This is a genomic window from Bacillus sp. OTU530, assembly GCF_038440375.1.
Genome location: NZ_JASATP010000006.1, coordinates 163,119 through 182,735 on the forward strand (window position 1 = coordinate 163,119; position 19,617 = coordinate 182,735).

Sequence of the window (19,617 nt, forward strand, 5' to 3'; positions counted from 1 at the left end):
TTTTCCTTTCTTTGTATCATACGCACAAATCTTCTAAAGAAAACTCGCCGATTGGCGAGCTCTGCTCCTGGGCGAAGACAGAGGCGTAGTTGCCCTTATACTGTATTCCTAAAATTTCCGACTATGTCGAATTGGCTTTCAGCTGGAAATTTATACTTTCTTACAGTGTAAAAAATAACGGGCATAGAGAGCTAAAATGAAACTCTATTTTACTAGCGATCGATTAGCTGCACCATTAAAAGTGCTTTTCCGACAACCGCCCCTTCCTGATACACCTCTACATCTACTTTTCCGAACTTTCTTCCAACTTCCATCACCTTTGGATGCACTTCGATAATCGTATCAATTTGCACTGGCTTAACAAAGTAAATTGTTAAGTTTTCTACGACAAGATCTCCCTTTTTATGTACGCGCAGCACCCGATTCGTCGCCTCTGTCACGATCGTTGTAAATACACCATATGATAAGGTTCCAATAGAGTTTGTCATTTGCGGTGTAACAGAAAAGCGGTACATACTCTCGTTCTTCGTTTCCTTTGTATCGATAAATTGATTAGTCACAATGTCCTCGATGGTCTCTCCGACCTGCGGCTGACGTTGAATCATCTGCAGCGCCTGCAAAACGTCCTGCCGGCTTAGAATCCCCTGCAGTCTGTTCTGCTCATCAACAACCGGGAGAAGTTCAATGCCTTCCCACACCATCATCCGTGCTGCCGAAGCAACAGATACCTTGCCATTTACCGTAATGGGGTTTTTTGTCATTACCTTTTCTACAGGTGTTTCAATCGATACTCCGATAATGTCCTTTGCCGTAATAATTCCGAGCACCTTTAAATTCTCGTCGATAATCGGATAACGACCATGGAGCGTTTCTTGACTATACTCATGCCACTTGGCAACTAAATCTGTCGGTCTAAATGAAATGGTTTTTTCGATTGGCGTTAAGATATCCTCTACAAGCACAATTTCTTTTTTGATCAGTTGGTCATAAATCGCACGGTTAATAAGTGTTGCAACTGTAAAGGTATCATAGCTGCTTGAAATAATCGGCAGCTTCAATTCATCTGCTAATTTTTTCACATGATCCTCTGTATCAAATCCGCCTGTAATCAGCACGGCTGCCCCGGCTTCTAACGCAAGCTGATGTGCCTGCGTGCGGTTTCCGACAATCAGCAGGTTTCCTGCATCCGTGTATCTCATCATAGCTTCAAGCTTCATCGCACCGATTACAAATTTATTTAAAGTCTTATGTAAGCCTTCCCGGCCACCAAGAACTTGTCCGTCTACAATGTTAATAACCTCGGCATATGTCAGTCTTTCAATGTTTTCCTTTTTCTTTTTCTCAATCCGGATCGTTCCAACACGTTCAATCGTGCTCACATAACCTTTATTCTCTGCATCTTTAATTGCTCGGTATGCCGTCCCTTCACTTACATTCAAGTCCTTTGCAATTTGCCGCACCGAGATTTTGTGCCCTACCGGCAAGCTATTAATATGCTCTAAAATCTGATTGTGTTTCGTAGCCAAGCAGCTTCACCATACTTTCCTTCCAGCGTTATAATAACAATTATACTACAAAATGAATACTGTTACACTGGAAGTAAGGAGAGCTGTATTCATTTTTTTATAACACATTAAAAGGAGGCGTAGTTGCACTGATACTGTATGCCTAAAACTTCCTCCTACGTCGAATGGGCTTCCGGCTGGAAATTTATACTTTCCTACAATGTAAAAAAGAAGCGCCCCACCTCTAGGCACCTCTTTCCTTTGTTCTACAATTCAATTGCTTCCCCCGGCTGTAATACTTTCCCAACGCTGCCTTGCAGCATTTCCACAAAGTGATATGGATCCTGCTGAATCGGCGGGAATGTATTATAGTGCATCGGCACGACAACTTTTGCACCAAGCCATTGGGCTGCAAGCGCTGCATCCTCAGGCCCCATTGTGAAATTATCACCAATCGGCAAAAATGCTACGTCAATGGAATGACGGGAGCCAATCAGCTTCATGTCCGAAAACAGCGCTGTATCGCCTGCGTGATAAATCGTTTTTCCTTCTGCCGTAAACAAAATGCCAGCCGGCATGCCTGTATAGGTAATTGTCTTTGTTTGCTCGTCTATGTAAGCAGAACCGTGAAACGCTTGTGTAAGCTTTACCATCCCGAAGTCAAATTCACGAGAGCCCCCGATATGCATGCTGTGAGTTTTTACTCCCTGCCATCCCAAAAATGCTGCCAATTCGGCAGTTGCTACAACCAAAGCATCATTCTGTTTTGCAATCGCCACTGTGTCGCCAACGTGGTCACCATGACCATGCGTAAGTAAAATAGCATCAGCTTTTACCTCATCGGGCTTCAAGTCTGTCTGTGGATTTCCTGTTAAAAACGGGTCAATGAGAATTGTAAAATCATTTGTTTCAATTTTGACGACAGAATGACCGTGATAAGATACCTTCATTTCGTTTTCCTCCTTAAAATCTTTCTTCACCCCTTCTATTCTATAAACAAATTCTCTAGGTTTCAAAACAAATCCTTTAAATCTTTTATCCCTTTTAACACTTCCTCTCTTGTCATCGCAACAGAGAAACAGTAAAGTTATAATAACGAAACAAGGGAGGGTTGAGATATGAACCAACGGCTGCAAAATTTGATGCATTGGCTGCAGGAACGCGATATCGATGTAGCATTCCTTACCTCTACACCGAACGTATTTTACCTGAGCAAGTTTTATTGTGAGCCGCATGAGCGGCTGCTGGGACTGTTTATCTTTCCCGAAAGTGAGCCAATTTTAATTTGTCCTAAAATGGAAGAGCACCAAGTACGGCATGCAGGCTGGATGCACGAAGTGATTGGATACAGCGATACTGACAATATATGGTCGCTCATCTCAAAGACAATCGAAAAAAGAGGGCTTCGTGTTCACACAGCAGCAATCGAAAAGGAGCATTTAAACGTAGAACGGTATGAAAATCTTCAAAATCTGTTTCAAAATGCTCATTTTATTGCTGCAGAAGCAAAACTGCATGAGCTTCGCCTCATAAAGGATGAACAGGAGCTTACTATTTTACGCCAAGCTGCCTATATGGCAGACTATGCAATTGAAATAGGCGTAGATGAAATCGCGGAAGGAAAAACAGAGCTGACAATTTTGGCAGCAATCGAAACAGAACTGAAGAAAAAAGGGATTCAACAGATGGCCTTTAATACGATGGTGCTAACTGGCACAAACTCAGCCTTGCCGCATGGCGCCCCAGGTGCGAACCGTATTCAGCGTGGTGACTTTGTGTTATTTGATTTAGGTGTAATTATCGATGGCTACTGTTCCGACATTACACGCACTGTTGCATTCGGAAATGTGACAGAAGAACAAAAACGCATATATGATACTGTACGCGATGCACAGCAAAAAGCAATTGATATGTGCAAGCCTGGTGTACCATTCGATACAATTGACCGCGCTGCACGCTCACATATTGAGCAAGCTGGATATGGAAATTATTTTCCGCACCGTCTCGGACACGGCTTAGGAATTAGCGTGCATGAGTATCCATCTGTTACGGATGCCAACACAACCCCCTTGCAAGAGGGAATGGTGTTCACAATTGAGCCTGGCATATACGTCCCTGCTATTGGTGGAGTGCGTATTGAGGATGATGTGTATGTAACAAAAAAGGGTACAGAAATCTTGACGAAATATCCAAAGGAATTACAAATTATTAAAAAATAATTATCTTTTTACAGTGGATTTTGTATATTTCGATACATTACTAGAAGGAATTTCTCTTCTCTATAGCGAAATGTACGAAATGCATTTATGGAAGGGGATCAAACATCATGGAATTCGAAGGAGCTCTAATTCAAGAAGAAGGTGTGACATTTGCAATTGCCGTTGTAGAAAACGGTCTATTTTATAATTCAGACGACTATATTAATCAAGTCCGGGATAAATTTGTACCATATTTTCCAAATGTTCCTATAGTTCTAGTAAGCAAGGATCGGAAAGGCAGACCAGTATATCATGGCAGAACAGAACTCACTTTATTTCTTGCCGGACTTGATTATCGAAAAATTGACTGGAAACGTTATAACGCCAGCTAATCTTATATAACAACATACACAAAAGGACCTATGATAAAATGGGTCCTTTGCGCTGTCACGAAAGAAGCGTAACTGCGTCTACATAGGGTAAGTCATGCGCTTGTGCAACAGCCTGATATGTGACATGACCATTTAATGTGTTGATCCCTTTTAGCAATGCTTCATTATCAAGACAGGCTCTCTTGTAGCCTTTTCTGGCAATTTGCACTGCATACGGTACCGTTACATTTGTGAGGGCAATGGTTGAGGTACGCGGCACAGCTCCCGGCATATTCGCCACAGCATAATGAACAACGCCATGCTTGATATAGGTTGGATTGTCGTGTGTTGTAAGATGATCCGTCGTTTCAAAAATACCACCTTGGTCAATGGCAACATCAACAATTACTGAGCCGGGCTCCATCGACTGAATGATGTCTGTACTTACAAGTTTCGGGGCCTTTGCACCTGGAATGAGCACAGCTCCAATTACTAAATCACTTTCTCTCACCGTATGAGCAATATTATATGGGTTTGACATGAGGGTTGTAATGCGATGACCGAAAATATCATCCAACTCACGAAGACGCTGTGGATTTACATCAATCATCGTCACATTTGCACCTAAACCTACCGCAATTTTCGCTGCGTTTGTACCTGCCACCCCTCCGCCAATAATGGTTACCTGACCGCGTTTCACCCCCGGAACCCCACCAAGTAAAATTCCTTTTCCTCCTTTGGGCTTTTCAAGAAACTGGGCTCCTATTTGCGTAGCCATTCGACCTGCAACTTCACTCATCGGTGTCAGCAATGGTAATGATTGGTTTGTTAACTGTACTGTCTCGTAGGCTATACCAACTACCTTTTTCTCGCTCAGCGCTTTTGTTAGCTCGGGCTCCGCTGCAAGATGCAAATAGGTAAATAAAATTAATCCTTCCCGAAAATAAATGTACTCGCTTTGAATCGGCTCCTTGACTTTCATCACCATATCCATTGACCATGCCTCTTGCGCCGTACGTACAATAACAGCACCAGCTTTTTCATACTCCTTGTCTGTAAATCCGGAGCCAATCCCTGCTTCCGTCTCAATATATACCTCATGTCCACCTCCAACGAGATGAATAACCCCCGCTGGCGTCATAGCTACACGGTTTTCGTTATTTTTAACTTCCTTTGGTATACCGATTCGCACTGCGCCTTCCCCCTTAAGATAATAAAAGCTCGTCTTCTGCTAGCATATGCAACAAAACGAAAAAATATTTAAGGCCCGTTCCCTATTTTGGATCTTTGTTTACAACTTCACAATCTTAATGAAATGCAGTAAAGAGCTTTCTAATCGGCAATGTATCTGAACATATTATTCGCTATGCAAAATATGATTTCCTTGCCGTTCGCAGCAAAGAAAAGGAAAAGAGTGAGCTGTAAGTGAATTATATAGATAAAGAAAACTCGTCGATTGGCGAGCCCTGCCCTTGGGCGAAGACAGAGGCGTAGTTGCACTTATACTTTATTCCTAAAATTTCTCACTACGTCGAATTCGCTTCTAGCTGGAAATTTATACTTTCTTACAATGAAAACAAGCCAAGGCATATGCCTTGGCTTGTTTCCTATCCTATTATCCCAATACTGCATTTGCTTTCTCAAGCGCTTGACGCACTTGATCAAAGCCAGTACCGCCTTCACTATTACGACGCTTTACTGCTGCATACGGGTCCAATACATCATACAAATCCGCCTCAAACAACGGACATACCTCTTGATACGTCTCAAGTGGCAAATCTAATAAGTAAATGCCCTTTTCAATACACATGAGCACTAAACGTCCTACTACCTCATGCGCCTGACGGAACGGAAGACCTTTTGCTGCCAAGTAATCCGCAATTTCAGTTGCATTAGAGAAGTCTTGCTTTACTGCCTGTCCGAGCTTATCAGTATTTACTTTCATTGTGTCAATCATGCCTGCCATTACAAGAAGAGAAGTTTTAATTGTTTTCACCGTATCAAACATACCTTCCTTGTCCTCTTGCAAGTCTTTATTATAGGCAAGCGGCAGACCCTTCATAACCGTAAGCAGGCTAAATAGGTTTCCGTATACGCGTCCTGTTTTACCACGGATTAACTCCGCCATATCCGGGTTTTTCTTTTGCGGCATAATGCTGCTTCCTGTAGAGTATTTGTCACTCATTTCAATGAATTGAAACTCCTGACTGCTCCACAAAATAAGCTCCTCGCAAAAACGCGACAAGTGCATCATCAAGATAGAAGAGCCGCTTAAAAACTCTAGAATAAAGTCACGGTCACTTACCGCATCCATGCTGTTTTCATAAATGCCGTCAAATCCAAGCAATGACGCGCTGTAGCTGCGGTCAATCGGGAATGTTGTACCAGCAAGAGCACCAGCTCCAAGCGGAGAAAGATTGATGCGTTTTAAGGAATCCTCATAACGCTCAACATCACGCTGCAGCATCCAAAAGTATGCAAGAAGATGATGCGCAAACGACACTGGCTGTGCACGCTGCAAATGCGTGTAGCCTGGCATAATCGTTTCCACATGCTGCTCCGCCTTCTTCACGAGCACCTCTTGCAGCCCTTTCAGCTTAGCAATAATATCGCGAACTTCTTTACGTAAGTACAAATGCATATCCGTCGCAACTTGGTCATTACGGCTACGGGCAGTATGCAGTTTACCGCCCACTTCGCCGATTTGTTCAATTAGCATTTTTTCTAGGTTTAAATGAACATCCTCATTTTCAACAGAAAATGTCAATTCATTGTTGTTTGCTTTCTCAAGAAGAACTTGCAGTCCTTCCTTAATCTTTGCCGCATCTTCTTCTGGAAGGATGCCGGATTTCGCAAGCATCGTAACATGTGCGATACTTCCTTCAAGATCCTCAAGCACAAGCTCTTGATCGAAGAAAATGGATGCTCCGAATTCTTCTACCCACGCTTCGGCTCCTTCTGTGAAGCGGCCGCCCCAAAGTTTTTTCACACTTCCACCTTCTTCTGATTATGCAGCTGGCTGTAAACCTTAGTTGGTAATCCGAACAATTCGATAAAGCCGACTGCTGCTTGATGGTTAAACTCATCTGCTTTCGTATATGTTGCAAGCTTTTCATCATATAGAGAGTTTTCAGATTTTCTGCCCTCTACAATAGCATGCCCTTTAAATAGCTTCACGCGCACTGTACCTGTTACATTCTTTTGTGTGCTTTCGATGAACGCAAGCAACGCTTTATGCAAAGGAGAGAACCATAGGCCGTTGTAGATAAGCTCTGTTAATTTATGAGCGATGATTGGCTTGAAGTGTGCTACATCCTTCGTTAATGTTAAATCTTCTAGCTCTTTGTGCGCCTTGATTAAAGTAAGAGCAGCTGGGCACTCATATACTTCGCGAGACTTAATACCTACAAGACGATTCTCAACATGGTCAATGCGGCCAACGCCGTGCTTACCAGCAAGATCATTTAACTCTATAATTAATTCATGAAGCTCGTATGCTTTTCCGTTCAATGCAACCGGCACACCTTGCTTAAACTCGATTTCAACGATATCTGCTTGATCTGGAGTTGCTTCAAGAGGTGCTGTCATATCGTATGCACCCTCTGGAGGAGCAGCCCATGGATCTTCTAACACACCGCACTCACATGCTCTTCCCCAAAGGTTTGCATCGATAGAGTATGGATTATCTAAATTGATTGGAATTGGAATGTTGTTTTCTTTCGCGTATTCGATTTCTTCTTCACGTGACCAACTCCACTCACGTACAGGAGCTACTACTTTTAAATCTGGATTTAAAGCCATGATAGAAACTTCAAAACGAACTTGGTCGTTTCCTTTTCCTGTGCAGCCATGAGCAACTGCAACCGCTCCTACTTGCTCTGCAATCTCAACAAGCTTTTTTGAAATTAACGGACGTGACAAAGCCGATACAAGTGGATATTTTTCTTCATATAATGCATGGCTTTGCAGCACTGGAAGAACGTACTCTTCAGCAAATTCTTTTCTTGCATCAATGGAATAAGATTCTACTGCGCCGACCTGTAATGCTTTTTGCTTGATAAACTCAACGTCTTTTCCTTCGCCTACATCTAATCCTACCGCTACTACATCATAACCTTGTTGTTGTAACCATTTAATTGCAACGGAAGTGTCTAAGCCTCCGGAATATGCCAACACTAATTTTTGCTTGCCCATCTGACATCCTCCTATATATTAAAAGAATAAATATTCATCTAAATTCATTTTCATTCATAGTGATACTTTACCAACTTTTTGCCCACCACGCAAGAATTATTTTTCGCTTTTCTTTTTTCAGACAATTCCTTCGAATTCGCCTAGCCTTTCGTATAGAATATGGGTAAACGGAGGGGAAATCATGAAACATTATTTTATATTAGATGAACGATTAGGCATTGAAGTTCCTGATTCACAAGAAGATTGGGATGAAATACCAAAGCAAGATCAGCAGCACATTTTACTGAAATGGGAAAGCATACGCGGACATATTCCCGATCGTATTCAAGAACTGGAACAAACAATTAACCAAAAGCAGCATCAGCTTGATCATGAAGCAGATTTTGGGATTTCCTGCAGATTAAATTCAGAAATTGCTAATCTTGCTTCTGTTATTAATGATTTATGGCTGTGGTATCGTATACATCAGGATATATCTGCCGAAAAAACACACTCATAATACATCAGCGCCCACATTTCATTCTCATTAGATGCTGCTTACAGAGGGTAGAAAGCTGTGAATATCTTCATTGTTCCCTATGCATCATTTCCTAGTTTAATACAGAAAACTCACCGATTGGCGGGCTCGAAGACCGAGCTGCAGCTGCACTTATCCTTTGTTTTTTGAACATAAAAAATAAGCTTCTGCTGGGGCAGAAGCTTATTTTTGTTTCTCAAGCAAATACCGCATCTGATAGAAGCGATGGGTAAACTCTGTGACAGTGCGGGTTAATCGATAGTTTACCGTCGATCCAACCGCAATTCCAAGAAGCGGGATCCCTTGAACGAGCTTGCGGCGAAGCATATAAATAATATACGTTTTAAGCGTCTGCTTCAAAAACGCCTGACAGGACTCTGCACCTACAATTTTGTCTTCTCCTGCATAAAAAAATGGCATATCTCCTGCCTCATTAATTTCATCCAGTAATCCATGCCAAGCATAGCGCTGTAATCTCGCTGGCAAGATGGCTGCATGAAACACCTTTAAAGCAAGCATCATCTCATAAGGTTTATTCACATCATATCCATACGTAGTTGCGATCAGCTGAACAGCCTTCAAATTTAAAGTGAGCATGAGTGGAAGATCAGCACTCAGCAATAAGAAACCTCCAGCTCCCGTCGCCCCACCCTGTAAGAAAGAATAGACACGATGACGGGCAATTTGATGCTCTGCAATATAAATAAGCTGATCAATAGATAATGTACGAAGCTCTTCAAGGTGCTCAATATGCTCATTAAATAAACGTGCCTCTGATAAAATACGCCCTCTCGCATCTAACTGCGATTGTGAGCTTTGAATAAACGCATGTAAATGAAACAACCATTGATCCACTTTTGCAAAAGCCTCCAGCCTCTTGCCAGCCGGTATTCCATTTACAGCCGCATTCACCCATTTGTCATACAGCATTTGAAAGTCGGTTGATTCCTGCTGCGATAATTGGTACTCCCAGCTTTGAATTTCATTCCAAACCTTTTGCTCCCGTTCTGTTAATGGCATAGTATCAGCTCCTTATCTGAGAAAGCGTTGCTTGGCCCAGGCTTGCCCTGCACCATCCTTTTTTTACCACATAGTTCCTAATATTATATCATACTTACCCTAAAGAACATGGCTGTAACTGCCATTCCTTTTTGTACTGGAAATTATTCGAGAGAAGGCAGCCTGTGGATCTAAGCAATGATCCGAAACGTTATACTTTATTCCTAAAACTTCTCACTCCGTCGAATTTGCTTCCGGCTGGAAATTTATACTTTCCTACAGCGCAAATGAAAAAAGACGGGATATCCCGTCTTTTTTCTTATACATTAGCCATGCGTACAACGTCGCGTGCAATCATTACTTCTTCGTTTGTAGGAATAATCAATACTTTAACGGGTGAATGCGGATAGCTGATAAATGTTTCTTCCCCACGTACGTTGTTGCGTGCTGGATCCCAGTACACACCCATGAACTCTAATCCTTCCAACACACGAGCGCGGATAGTATCACTGTTCTCTCCGATACCTGCCGTAAAGATAATAGCGTCAACACCCTTCATACGTGCTGCGTAAGAACCGACATATTTATGGATACGGCTTGCAAACACACGAAGAGCTACCTGTGCACGATATTCTCCCTCAGCGCTCTCCTGCTCAATATCACGTAAATCACTAGAGAAGCCAGTAATCCCTAACATTCCGCTCTTTTTATTTAAAACATCTAATACTTCTTCTACAGTCTTTCCTGTTTTCTCCATAATGTATGGGATTAATGCCGGATCAATGTTACCAGAGCGCGTCCCCATTGTTACGCCTGCAAGTGGTGTAAAGCCCATAGAAGTGTCAATAGATTTTCCACCCTCAACAGCCGCAATACTTGCTCCGTTTCCTAAGTGACAAGAGATAAGACGAAGCTGCTCTATTGGACGACCAAGCATTGCCGCAGCGCGTTCTGTAACATATTTATGGGATGTACCGTGAAAGCCATACTTACGGATGCCGTACTTTTTGTAATAATCATACGGTAAACTGTATAAAAATGATTCTTCCGGCATTGTTTGATGAAACGCCGTATCAAACACTGCAACAGCAGGAACGTTTGGAAGTACCTCTTGAAACGCTCGAATACCAACGATATTAGCAGGATTATGTAGCGGTGCTAAATCGCTCAATTCCTCAATTTCTTGTAGTATCTCTTCCGTAAGCAATACTGAATCATTAAATTTTTCCCCGCCATGTACAACGCGGTGTCCAATACCGCCAATTTCATCTAAAGATTGGATGATGCCTGTAGAAGTTAACTTTTCAAGCAACATTTTTACAGCCACTGCATGGTTTGGAATATCTAATATATCTGTTTGCTTTTCATCATTCACTGTAATCGTGAATACGCTATCGTTTAAACCAATACGTTCTACTAATCCTTTTGTTAAAACCGTCTCGCTTGGCATTTCAAACAATTGAAATTTTAAAGATGAACTGCCTGCATTAATGGCAATCACTTTTGTCATCTGGTTTTTCGCCCCTTTATATCTTGTTAACGATGTAGAATTTTCGCAAGTTTTGTCATTTTTTATCACACTACTAATTTAAACACCGTACTCGTTATATTTCAAGAGAAAAAAATGAAACACTTCATTTTTTTTTATATTACAGATTTATAAAAAAACGAAATTCCTGACTTAAATAGTGTAAAAAATTACAATCTTTTCTAACTGTATTATACAATTGTTGCTATCTGTTATATACCTTTATTCATTGAAAACCATTGGTTGAGCTGCAACATTATGTTTTCTGTAGCCTTAAGATTTGAGAATGCTGGGAGTTCTACGATCAGCGCCTGCTTCGGCGGTTGTATCCCCAGCCCCTTCTTTTGGAGAACAAATATACTTTTTGCATTTTTTTCATTTTTAAACATGGAAACTGCTAACTGTAGTACTCCTTGAATATGACACTGTTTCCTGATAAACTCTTGCAGCTTTGGTGCCTGATCACTCGTAAACAAGAAGTTCGGAATCAAGAAGAACAAATAGCCACCTTCCTTTGTATGCTTGATGCTTTGCTCTATAAAAAGATGATGTGCGTATGACAAGCCGTTTTCTGCATGTAGCGCATACTCCTTCGCTCGCTCCTCATTTGGATAATAGCCAACCGGCAAGTCGCATACCACGGCATCAACCGGGTCAATATAGAGCGGTGCTAGACCGTCTTGATGAAACAGTTCAACTTTATGCTTTTGCAAATTTGCATTCATAAAGGCAAGGCGAAGCAGCACATCATCAACCTCTACACCGAATCCGCTTATCTGTACGCCCTTTTCTCGATGGTTAAACAAGGTTGTTAGTAGGTTCCCCGTACCAACAGCCGGATCAAGAACAGTTAAATCTGTTCGGCCCATTGTAAATTTATTAAATAAATAGCTCACAAACATGCCAACTGCATCAGGTGTCATTTCATGCGTAGCCTGTATCCCTTCCTTCATTCCCTTCAGCAGGCATAGCTGAACTGCTTTACGAATATCTTCACTTGTATATGTTCCCTCATGGAATTTTCCATATTCCCGTTGCAGGCGTTCTTTAGCAGACTGCCGCAATTCTTCCTGCAAAACAGCTCCCTCGAATATATTATCGCCTGCTTCTGCAAGTGCTTCTAAATATGTAAAATCCAGCTCATTTCGTAAAATGTTCGTGGATGTATCTAGAATGGAAAATAACACCTCTATTTTAGAACTCATTTTCTACACTCCTCTCAAAAATCACAAAACAAACATAGTGTACCACACTGTTTCATATTATTCAGTATTGGCGTACTGCAAGAAAAGCAGACACGATATCTTTCCTGCTGATTAGCACACCCTTGAATGAAGACAGAGGCGTAAGTTACCCTTATACTTTATTCCTAAAATTTTTTACTACGTCGAATGGCCTCCTGGATAGAAATTTAGACTTTCTTACAGTACAAAAAAGACCTCCCTTTGCGGGAGGTCTCGTAGCTTATACCACTGCTTACTTCGCAGCTTTTGCAGCTTCAAGCGCTGCTTCGTAGTTTGGATGATTTGTTGCTTCACTTACATATTCTACGTATGTTACTTGGTCTTCACTGTTGATTACGAACACAGCGCGAGTTAATAAACGAAGCTCCTCAATTGCAACACCATATGCTTTACCGAAGGAAAGATCACGGTGATCCGAAAGCGTAACAGCATTCTCAAGACCTTCTGTCGCACAGTAACGCTTTTGGGCAAATGGAAGATCAACGCTAACTGTTAATACCTTCACATTATCAAGACCTGCAGCTTCTTCATTGAATTTACGTGTTTGCGCAGCACATACGCCTGTATCTACTGAAGGCACTACGCTAATCAACTTCACTGCACCTTTGTAAGTATCTAATGTTACAGGAGATAAATCGTTAGCTAACACCGTAAAATTTGGCGCTTGTTCTCCTACCTTCACTTCGTTGCCAAGCAATGTAACAGGATTTCCTTTAAATGTAACGTTTGCCATTGTAAATCCTCCTTTTTTTTACCAAAAAGTATGTACAGTGTCCATGATAGAGGGAACAGAAATGGAATGCAACAAAAAGGCTTTCATTTGTCGAAAAATATTGAATGACACCCCACCTCCTTTCCCACAAAGAGAATTCCCATTGGCCAAAGGTGGGTGTTTTATATTTTATTTCCACAAACGAAACACAAATCCATTCAACTGGCCTCTCATATGACAAATAGGGAGAGCTCACACTTTCTTGTAAGCAGTGATAGTTGCACCCTATACACGCTGCAGTATGTGCTTGAAGCAGGAGCCTTCTGTCGGAAAATGAGAAAGCCCTCCTCTACCATTCCGTTTTTTTTTCATGAATCCACAGAGAGAGCTGATGTCAAGCGACATCAGCCCTTTGTACTAATAAGAATGCGTTTGATCCGCCTCTTGTTTACTTTTCTTGAGCATATCCTGTATTTTCTCAACTGCCTGTGGAGCCATGTCAATCACTTTATCAAGTAAGTGTGTATTTTCATCAAGATGAAGCACTTTGATCCCTTTCCCGTTCACAACAAGAAACGCGATAGGGGTAATTGACACACCTCCGCCGCTTCCGCCCCCAAACGGCCGCTTCCCTCCACTATCTTTACCGAATTCACTTCCGCCAGCTGCGAAGCCAAAGCCTACTTTAGAAACAGTTAAAATCACGCTGCCGTCTGGAGATTGAATAGGTTCTCCAATAATTGTATTTACATCAACGAGCGCCTTTAGATTTTCCATAGCTGTTGTCATTAAGCTTTGAATCGGGTGCTCTGCCATAATCTGGACCTCCTCCAGCTTTTATTTACCATTTATTCCTATCGTTTTATCACACCGACAGTTCCTATTGATGCAGCTGCTCTGTTTGACCAATCAAGACAGAACGATGTTTCTTGATATACCGAAGCAGCTTAATTGCCGTAAAAATAACTGGACCGCTTCGAAATGAAACAGCACACTCAAGACGAGTGGCTGCCGCTGTTCCTTGAAACACAGGATGCACCTCTAGCTGAGGCTGCCCTACGACACGCATATAATGACTGATCAGCCCAATTGCTATTCCTTTTACAGACCAAACTTGTCCAGCCAGTATCCCAGTGGCTGCCGCATCACCTGTGCCAATATGAGAGCTCCATGAAAACTTCTTTACCTTGATTTTCTGGAGAAAACCCTTAAGTATAGTATGGATATCTCCAGCGCTTTTTATCAAATTCGGTATTCTTTCAAGCCATTCTGATACAGAATCCTCCGAGTCCTCCTCCTGCTTCGGCTCCTTATTCTGCTTCTGCTTCTCCTTCCGTTTTTGCAACAGTTTCAGCACATCAATCGTAAAGGGAATAAACCATACACGTACACGAAGGACTACTTGTCTTTCTAGTGGTGTATACAAAATAATTGCCTTTATGGAAATTTTCGTTATGAAAATGACTAAGCATAATAAAATTAAAATTGCAGGGACTATAGTGTACCAAGTCATACGCGTTCATCCTTTCATTCCGTAACCAGTATAGACGGAAAAAAAAGGAAATAAACCTTCAAAAAACAGAAAACCGGACAAGGCTCTATGTCCGGTTTTTAGCGTTTATATACAGCGGTTCCCGATAGGTATTTCGGTCACATCCGAAAATACGTGAGATAAAGAAAACTCGCCGATTGGCGAGCCCTGCCCTTGGGCGAAGACAGAGGCGTAGCCCTACTTATACTTTATTCCTAAAATTTCTCGCTACGTCCAATGGGCTTCCTGCTAGAAATTTATACTTTCTTAAAGTGAAACAGAAGCTCTCTGTCTTCTCACGCACTTTTAGTTAGACAATAGCTACTGTTCACGCTGACGTAATTCTACACGTCGGATTTTCCCAGATGCTGTTTTTGGAAGCTCACTGACGAACTCTATTTTACGTGGATATTTATACGGTGCCGTGAATGCTTTTGTATGCTGCTGCAAAAGAGGAATAAGAGCAGCATCTGCCTCTATCCCTTCCTGTAATACAATAAACGCTTTTACAACATTCCCCCGTATTTCATCAGGACTTGCTACTACTGCACATTCTTTTACATATGGGTGCTTTACAAGCGCATCTTCTACTTCAAACGGTCCGATCGTATAACCGGAACTGATAATAATATCATCATTTCTTCCCTCGAACCAGAAATAACCGTCTTCGTCCTGCCTTGCTCTGTCACCTGTTACATAGTAGTCGCCTCTAAATTGCTTTTCCGTACGTTCAGGATCCTTATAGTATTTTTGAAAGAGAGCTGGTGTACTTCTATGCACCGCAATATCTCCCACTTCACCCACTTCAAGAGGATTGCCGCTTTCATCGATAATTTGCACTGCATTTCCGGGAGTCGGCTTTCCCATAGAGCCTGGCTTAATATCCATCCCCTTCATTACACCAACAAGCAAAGTATTTTCTGTCTGACCATAGCCATCGCGCACCGTAATATTAAAATAACGACGGAACGTATCGATTACCTCGCGATTTAGCGGCTCCCCAGCCGACACAGCGCTATGAAGCGCGGATAAATTGTATTGCTCTAAATTCTCCACCTTTGCCATCAAACGATATTCTGTCGGCGTACAGCAGAGCACCTGAACACCATAATCACTTAACAGCTGTAAGTATGTACGCGGCTCAAACTTTCCGTGGTACACAAAACCTGTTGCACCAGAACCGAGCGTCGCTAAAAATGGGCTCCAAATCCACTTTTGCCAACCTGGACCTGCCGTTGCCCATACAAGGTCTCCTTCTCTAATACCGAGCCAATTCGGGGCACTTGTACGCAAATGAGCATAGGCCCAGCCATGTGTATGCACAACACCCTTTGGATTTCCGGTCGTACCGGATGTATAGGATAAAAACGCCATATCATCGCGTTTTGTCGGCGCTGCCTCAAGCACATCACTTTCCGTGTGCAATCGCTCTGTGAGATTGACCCATCCATCGATAGCTACTTCACTAATTATAAATCTTACAAGTGAATGAATTGCAGCAATTCCATCAAACTGGCCAACGTAAGGAGCATAGCTAACAATTGCTTTTACATCCCCATGGCTAATTCGATATTCAATATCTTTTTTACGAAGCATTTCCGAACTAGGAATGACAACTAAGCCCGCTTTAATAGCACCAAGGTATGTCATGTACGCTTCAAGAATTCTCGGTACCATAATCAGCACCTTATCTCCCTGTTGCAAACCTTCACGCAAGAAGGCATTCCCAATCCTATTTGCGCCTCTTATAAGCTGATCATATGTAATTTCTCGTCTATCGCCACTTTTATTTTGCCAGATGAGCGCAAGCTTTTCTTTGTCTGCAGCATAACGCTCCATCTCCTGCACAAGATTATAAGATTCCGGTGCAATTAACTCTTCATGATCCATTTTTTGTTCCTCCTCTATCTCGGTGATACTTCCCTTATTTATCATAAAGAATTTACATTATTTTTAAACACTCTTTCATCCGAGAAATTTGTTTATTTCCTGACGAACTGGTAACAATAGTAGAGGTTTTCCAGCAGCACTTGTCTCTATGATTATAAATTATATTACAAAGAACCTCTATTTCTGTGCTCTCGTTATGTCAGCATTTCCCCAACAATTAAAAGAGAGCGGGGGAGAAGTCCCGCTCTCAAAGCCAAGTTATATATGATTATCGACCAAAACCACCTAATTGTTGCTCAGCCATTGCGACTAAACGCTTTGTAATCTCGCCACCGACAGAACCGTTCGCACGAGATGTAGAGTCAGCACCAAGCTGTACACCAAACTCTTGTGCGATTTCGTATTTCATTTGGTCTAATGCAGATTGAACGCCTGCAACTAGCAATTGATTGCTGTTGTTGTTTGCCATGTGTGTTTCACCTCCTTGTGAGTATAGAGTGTGAAAAAACACATAACTTCATTCAAAAAATATATTGGTAATTTATGGTTTTAAAAGAGTTCTTTAAATTCCTCGACCACTTTATCCTCTGCTGCCTGTATAAGTATCGTTTCTGTTTGTTCGATTGCTTCCTGTAGCAATGGTTCAAAATCCCCGAACCCTTCAAATCGGCTCGCCTTCTCGCGCTTTGGCTTCGTGGAAGGATTCGGCGGTGTAAAGATTGTGCAGCAATCCTCATAAGGAAGAATTGAAATATTATAGGTGTCGATATGATTTGCAATCTTCATAATTTCCAGTTTATCCATTGTAATAAGCGGACGAAGAATAGGATAATTCGTAACCTCATTAATCGTATGCATGCTGTCGAGCGTTTGGCTTGCCACCTGCCCAAGACTCTCTCCTGTCACAAGTGCCAATGCACCGCGCTGCTGTGCAATACGCTCTGCAATACGCAGCATCATCCGTCTCATAACGGTCATCGTATAGCTATCAGGAATTTGCTTATGAATAGCCTTTTGCAATTCCGTAAAAGGAACGACGTGCAAGCTAATTCTTCTGCAATACTTCGTAAGCTCTTGCGTCAAATCAATAACCTTTTGCTTTGCCCGTTCGCTCGTAAAGGGCGGACTATGGAAGTGAATAGCTTCAAGCGTTACACCGCGCTTCATCGCCAAATATCCTGCTACCGGGCTATCAATGCCACCTGACAAAAGCAGCATAACCTTACCGCCAGCACCGACTGGCAAACCGCCTGCTCCCGATTGCTCATCGCACATAATGTACGTAAAATCAGAGCGAACTTCTACGCGCACATTTACATCAGGAGTATGAACATCCACTGTAATATTGTCCGTATTTTGTAAAACGTATCCACCAATTTCACGGTTCAATTCATTTGTTTGCAGCGGAAAGTGCTTATACGCACGATGTACAGATACTTTAAAAGTACGCACGTCCTTCTTCTTCCGGGTTTCTAAAAATGCAGCAAGAGCGCCCTGCTTCATTGCCTCAAGCTCAGTGTCCACTTTTAAGGATAGGCTAAAGGAGTGAATGCCAAACACATCCTTCAGTCGCTCTGCAACTGCCTCATGGTCTTCCCCGTTCAATTGAATATACATGCGGTCCCGCGTTGCCTCATATTGCAAGCTTGTAAACTTCTTAAGTCTGTATTTAATATTTTCCTTTAGAATACTAATAAATTTCGAACGATTTTTCCCTTTTGTCGTCAGTTCTCCGCCATAACGAATCAATAAATAATCATACTTCATTTCTTTACCTCGTCACTTCATATAATTTTGGAATTACTTCTTGGACAATCTGTTGAAACTGCTGAATTTCAGACATAGTATTTTCTACAGATAAACTAATCCGAATCGCACTTTCTGCCGCCTCACGCCCTCTTCCCATCTCGAGCAAAACATGACTCACTTCCTTTGCCTTTGATGAACAAGCAGACTTTGTCGATACAAATATGTCTCGTTCCTCAAGCGCATGCACAATTACCTCTGGCTTTAAACCTGGAAAAGAAACATTCACAATATGGGGAGCAGAAGCGTTAGGCGTATTCAATATAACATTTGTCATACTGCCAAAAAAAGAAAGCAATGCCTGCTTCATTTCATTCAAATGCCGTATTTTGTTTTCCTGCTTTTCAAGCGTCATCCGCAACGCCTTTGCCATCGCAACAATGCCAGGCAAATTCTCCGTTCCAGCTCGGTACTGGCTCTCCTGCTGTCCTCCTGATAAAATCGGATCAAGCAACACGCCCTCCCTCACATATAAAATTCCTGTTCCCTTCACTCCATGGAATTTGTGCCCAGAGATTGTGCAAAGATCAATATTTGCGTCATAAAAGGCAAGAGGGACTTTTCCAACACCTTGCACATGGTCTGTATGAAAGCGCACCTTTGGGTGTTTACGCAACAGCCTGCCGATTTCTGCAATTGGCTGCACGGCTCCTGTTTCATTATTAACATGTATAATAGATACGAGAACGGTATCATGACGCAATGCCTGCTCAATGCTCTGTACTGAAACAGCTCCATTTTCATCAACAGGTACATATGTTACTTCAAAGCCGAGCGTCTCTAATTGCTTAAACGCCTCGGACACAGATGCATGTTCCACAGCTGTCGTAATAATGTGGCGACCGCGGGAACGAAGTGCAATTGCCGTTCCTTTAATTGCCAAATTATTCCCCTCTGTGCCACCAGATGTAAAGACGATTTCTGTATGCTTTACACCAAGTAATCCCGCGATAACAGAACGAGATTGCGATAGCAGCCGCTCCGCTTCCCCCCCGAGCGCATGAAGTGAGGACGGATTGCCAAAGTAGTTTTGTGCAACCGTTATATAAGACTGCAGCACATCATCATACGGCTTTGTCGTAGCGCTATTATCTAGATAAATCATTAAAGCTTCCCCCTAAT

18 protein-coding genes are annotated in these 19,617 nt (G+C 42.1%); 3 read left to right on the forward strand and 15 right to left on the reverse strand.

What is annotated here, in order from left to right:
- Positions 1-212 precede the first annotated feature (212 nt).
- Both AAHB12_RS06590 and AAHB12_RS06595 read right to left on the reverse strand, forming a co-directional pair.
- Positions 213-1,526, reverse strand: coding sequence for a DRTGG domain-containing protein (locus tag AAHB12_RS06590; RefSeq protein WP_129727822.1), 1,314 nt, complete (start codon positions 1,524-1,526; stop codon positions 213-215).
- Between the two features lie 245 nt (positions 1,527-1,771).
- Positions 1,772-2,455: a metal-dependent hydrolase gene (locus AAHB12_RS06595; protein WP_342044700.1), complete on the reverse strand. Its 684-nt coding sequence runs from the start codon at positions 2,453-2,455 to the stop codon at positions 1,772-1,774.
- A gap of 168 nt (positions 2,456-2,623) precedes the next feature.
- Here AAHB12_RS06595 and AAHB12_RS06600 point away from each other — a divergent pair, with 168 nt between their 5' ends.
- Together AAHB12_RS06600 and AAHB12_RS06605 are read left to right on the forward strand one after the other, a co-directional pair.
- Positions 2,624-3,724, forward strand: a complete 1,101-nt coding sequence (locus AAHB12_RS06600; RefSeq protein ID WP_342044701.1) for a M24 family metallopeptidase — start codon at positions 2,624-2,626, stop codon at positions 3,722-3,724.
- Between the two features lie 107 nt (positions 3,725-3,831).
- Entirely contained in the window at positions 3,832-4,095 is a 264-nt protein-coding gene (locus tag AAHB12_RS06605) for a hypothetical protein (protein WP_129727825.1), read from the forward strand.
- Positions 4,096-4,150: 55 nt separating this feature from the next.
- Here AAHB12_RS06605 and ald read toward each other — a convergent pair whose 3' ends face one another.
- The 3 genes from ald to AAHB12_RS06625 form a co-directional block, all read right to left on the reverse strand.
- Positions 4,151-5,266, reverse strand: a complete 1,116-nt coding sequence (ald, locus tag AAHB12_RS06610; protein ID WP_342044702.1) for an alanine dehydrogenase — start codon at positions 5,264-5,266, stop codon at positions 4,151-4,153.
- 423 nt (positions 5,267-5,689) lie between these two features.
- The gene (gene argH / locus AAHB12_RS06620; protein ID WP_129727827.1) at positions 5,690-7,063 is read right to left on the reverse strand and encodes an argininosuccinate lyase; all 1,374 of its coding nucleotides are present in this window, start codon (positions 7,061-7,063) and stop codon (positions 5,690-5,692) included.
- Entirely contained in the window at positions 7,060-8,268 is a 1,209-nt protein-coding gene (locus AAHB12_RS06625; protein ID WP_129727828.1) for an argininosuccinate synthase, read from the reverse strand. Before AAHB12_RS06625 ends, argH begins: the two co-directional genes overlap by 4 nt.
- A gap of 181 nt (positions 8,269-8,449) precedes the next feature.
- On the opposite strand from AAHB12_RS06625, the gene AAHB12_RS06630 reads away from it, so the two are divergent.
- The gene (locus AAHB12_RS06630; RefSeq protein WP_129727829.1) at positions 8,450-8,767 is read left to right on the forward strand and encodes a radical SAM protein; all 318 of its coding nucleotides are present in this window, start codon (positions 8,450-8,452) and stop codon (positions 8,765-8,767) included.
- Between the two features lie 201 nt (positions 8,768-8,968).
- Here the strand turns inward: AAHB12_RS06630 and AAHB12_RS06635 are convergent, their stop codons facing one another.
- From AAHB12_RS06635 to AAHB12_RS06680, 10 genes are all read right to left on the reverse strand, one after another.
- Positions 8,969-9,805 carry an EcsC family protein gene (locus AAHB12_RS06635; RefSeq protein WP_342044703.1) on the reverse strand — a complete coding sequence of 279 codons (837 nt, stop codon included), beginning with the start codon at positions 9,803-9,805 and terminating at the stop codon, positions 8,969-8,971.
- 298 nt (positions 9,806-10,103) lie between these two features.
- Positions 10,104-11,294 (reverse strand): acetate kinase, encoded by a 1,191-nt coding sequence (locus tag AAHB12_RS06640; RefSeq protein WP_129727831.1) that lies wholly within the window; start codon positions 11,292-11,294, stop codon positions 10,104-10,106.
- A 230-nt stretch (positions 11,295-11,524) separates the two neighbouring features.
- Complete coding sequence (locus AAHB12_RS06645; RefSeq protein ID WP_342044704.1) at positions 11,525-12,517, reverse strand: class I SAM-dependent methyltransferase; 993 nt, start codon at positions 12,515-12,517, stop codon at positions 11,525-11,527.
- Between the two features lie 271 nt (positions 12,518-12,788).
- The gene (gene tpx / locus AAHB12_RS06650; RefSeq protein ID WP_129727833.1) at positions 12,789-13,289 is read right to left on the reverse strand and encodes a thiol peroxidase; all 501 of its coding nucleotides are present in this window, start codon (positions 13,287-13,289) and stop codon (positions 12,789-12,791) included.
- Between the two features lie 396 nt (positions 13,290-13,685).
- Positions 13,686-14,084, reverse strand: coding sequence for a GerW family sporulation protein (gene ytfJ / locus AAHB12_RS06655; RefSeq protein WP_129727834.1), 399 nt, complete (start codon positions 14,082-14,084; stop codon positions 13,686-13,688).
- Between the two features lie 64 nt (positions 14,085-14,148).
- On the reverse strand, positions 14,149-14,781 hold the full coding sequence (locus tag AAHB12_RS06660; RefSeq protein WP_342044705.1) for a DUF2953 domain-containing protein: 633 nt from the start codon (positions 14,779-14,781) through the stop codon (positions 14,149-14,151).
- Between the two features lie 339 nt (positions 14,782-15,120).
- Positions 15,121-16,689 carry an acyl-CoA synthetase MbcS gene (mbcS, locus tag AAHB12_RS06665; protein ID WP_342044706.1) on the reverse strand — a complete coding sequence of 523 codons (1,569 nt, stop codon included), beginning with the start codon at positions 16,687-16,689 and terminating at the stop codon, positions 15,121-15,123.
- 268 nt (positions 16,690-16,957) lie between these two features.
- Entirely contained in the window at positions 16,958-17,158 is a 201-nt protein-coding gene (locus AAHB12_RS06670; RefSeq protein ID WP_129727837.1) for an alpha/beta-type small acid-soluble spore protein, read from the reverse strand.
- An 80-nt stretch (positions 17,159-17,238) separates the two neighbouring features.
- Positions 17,239-18,456, reverse strand: a complete 1,218-nt coding sequence (gene thiI, locus AAHB12_RS06675) for a tRNA uracil 4-sulfurtransferase ThiI (protein ID WP_342044707.1) — start codon at positions 18,454-18,456, stop codon at positions 17,239-17,241.
- 4 nt (positions 18,457-18,460) lie between these two features.
- Positions 18,461-19,600, reverse strand: coding sequence for a cysteine desulfurase family protein (locus AAHB12_RS06680; protein ID WP_129727839.1), 1,140 nt, complete (start codon positions 19,598-19,600; stop codon positions 18,461-18,463).
- Positions 19,601-19,617 lie beyond the last annotated feature (17 nt).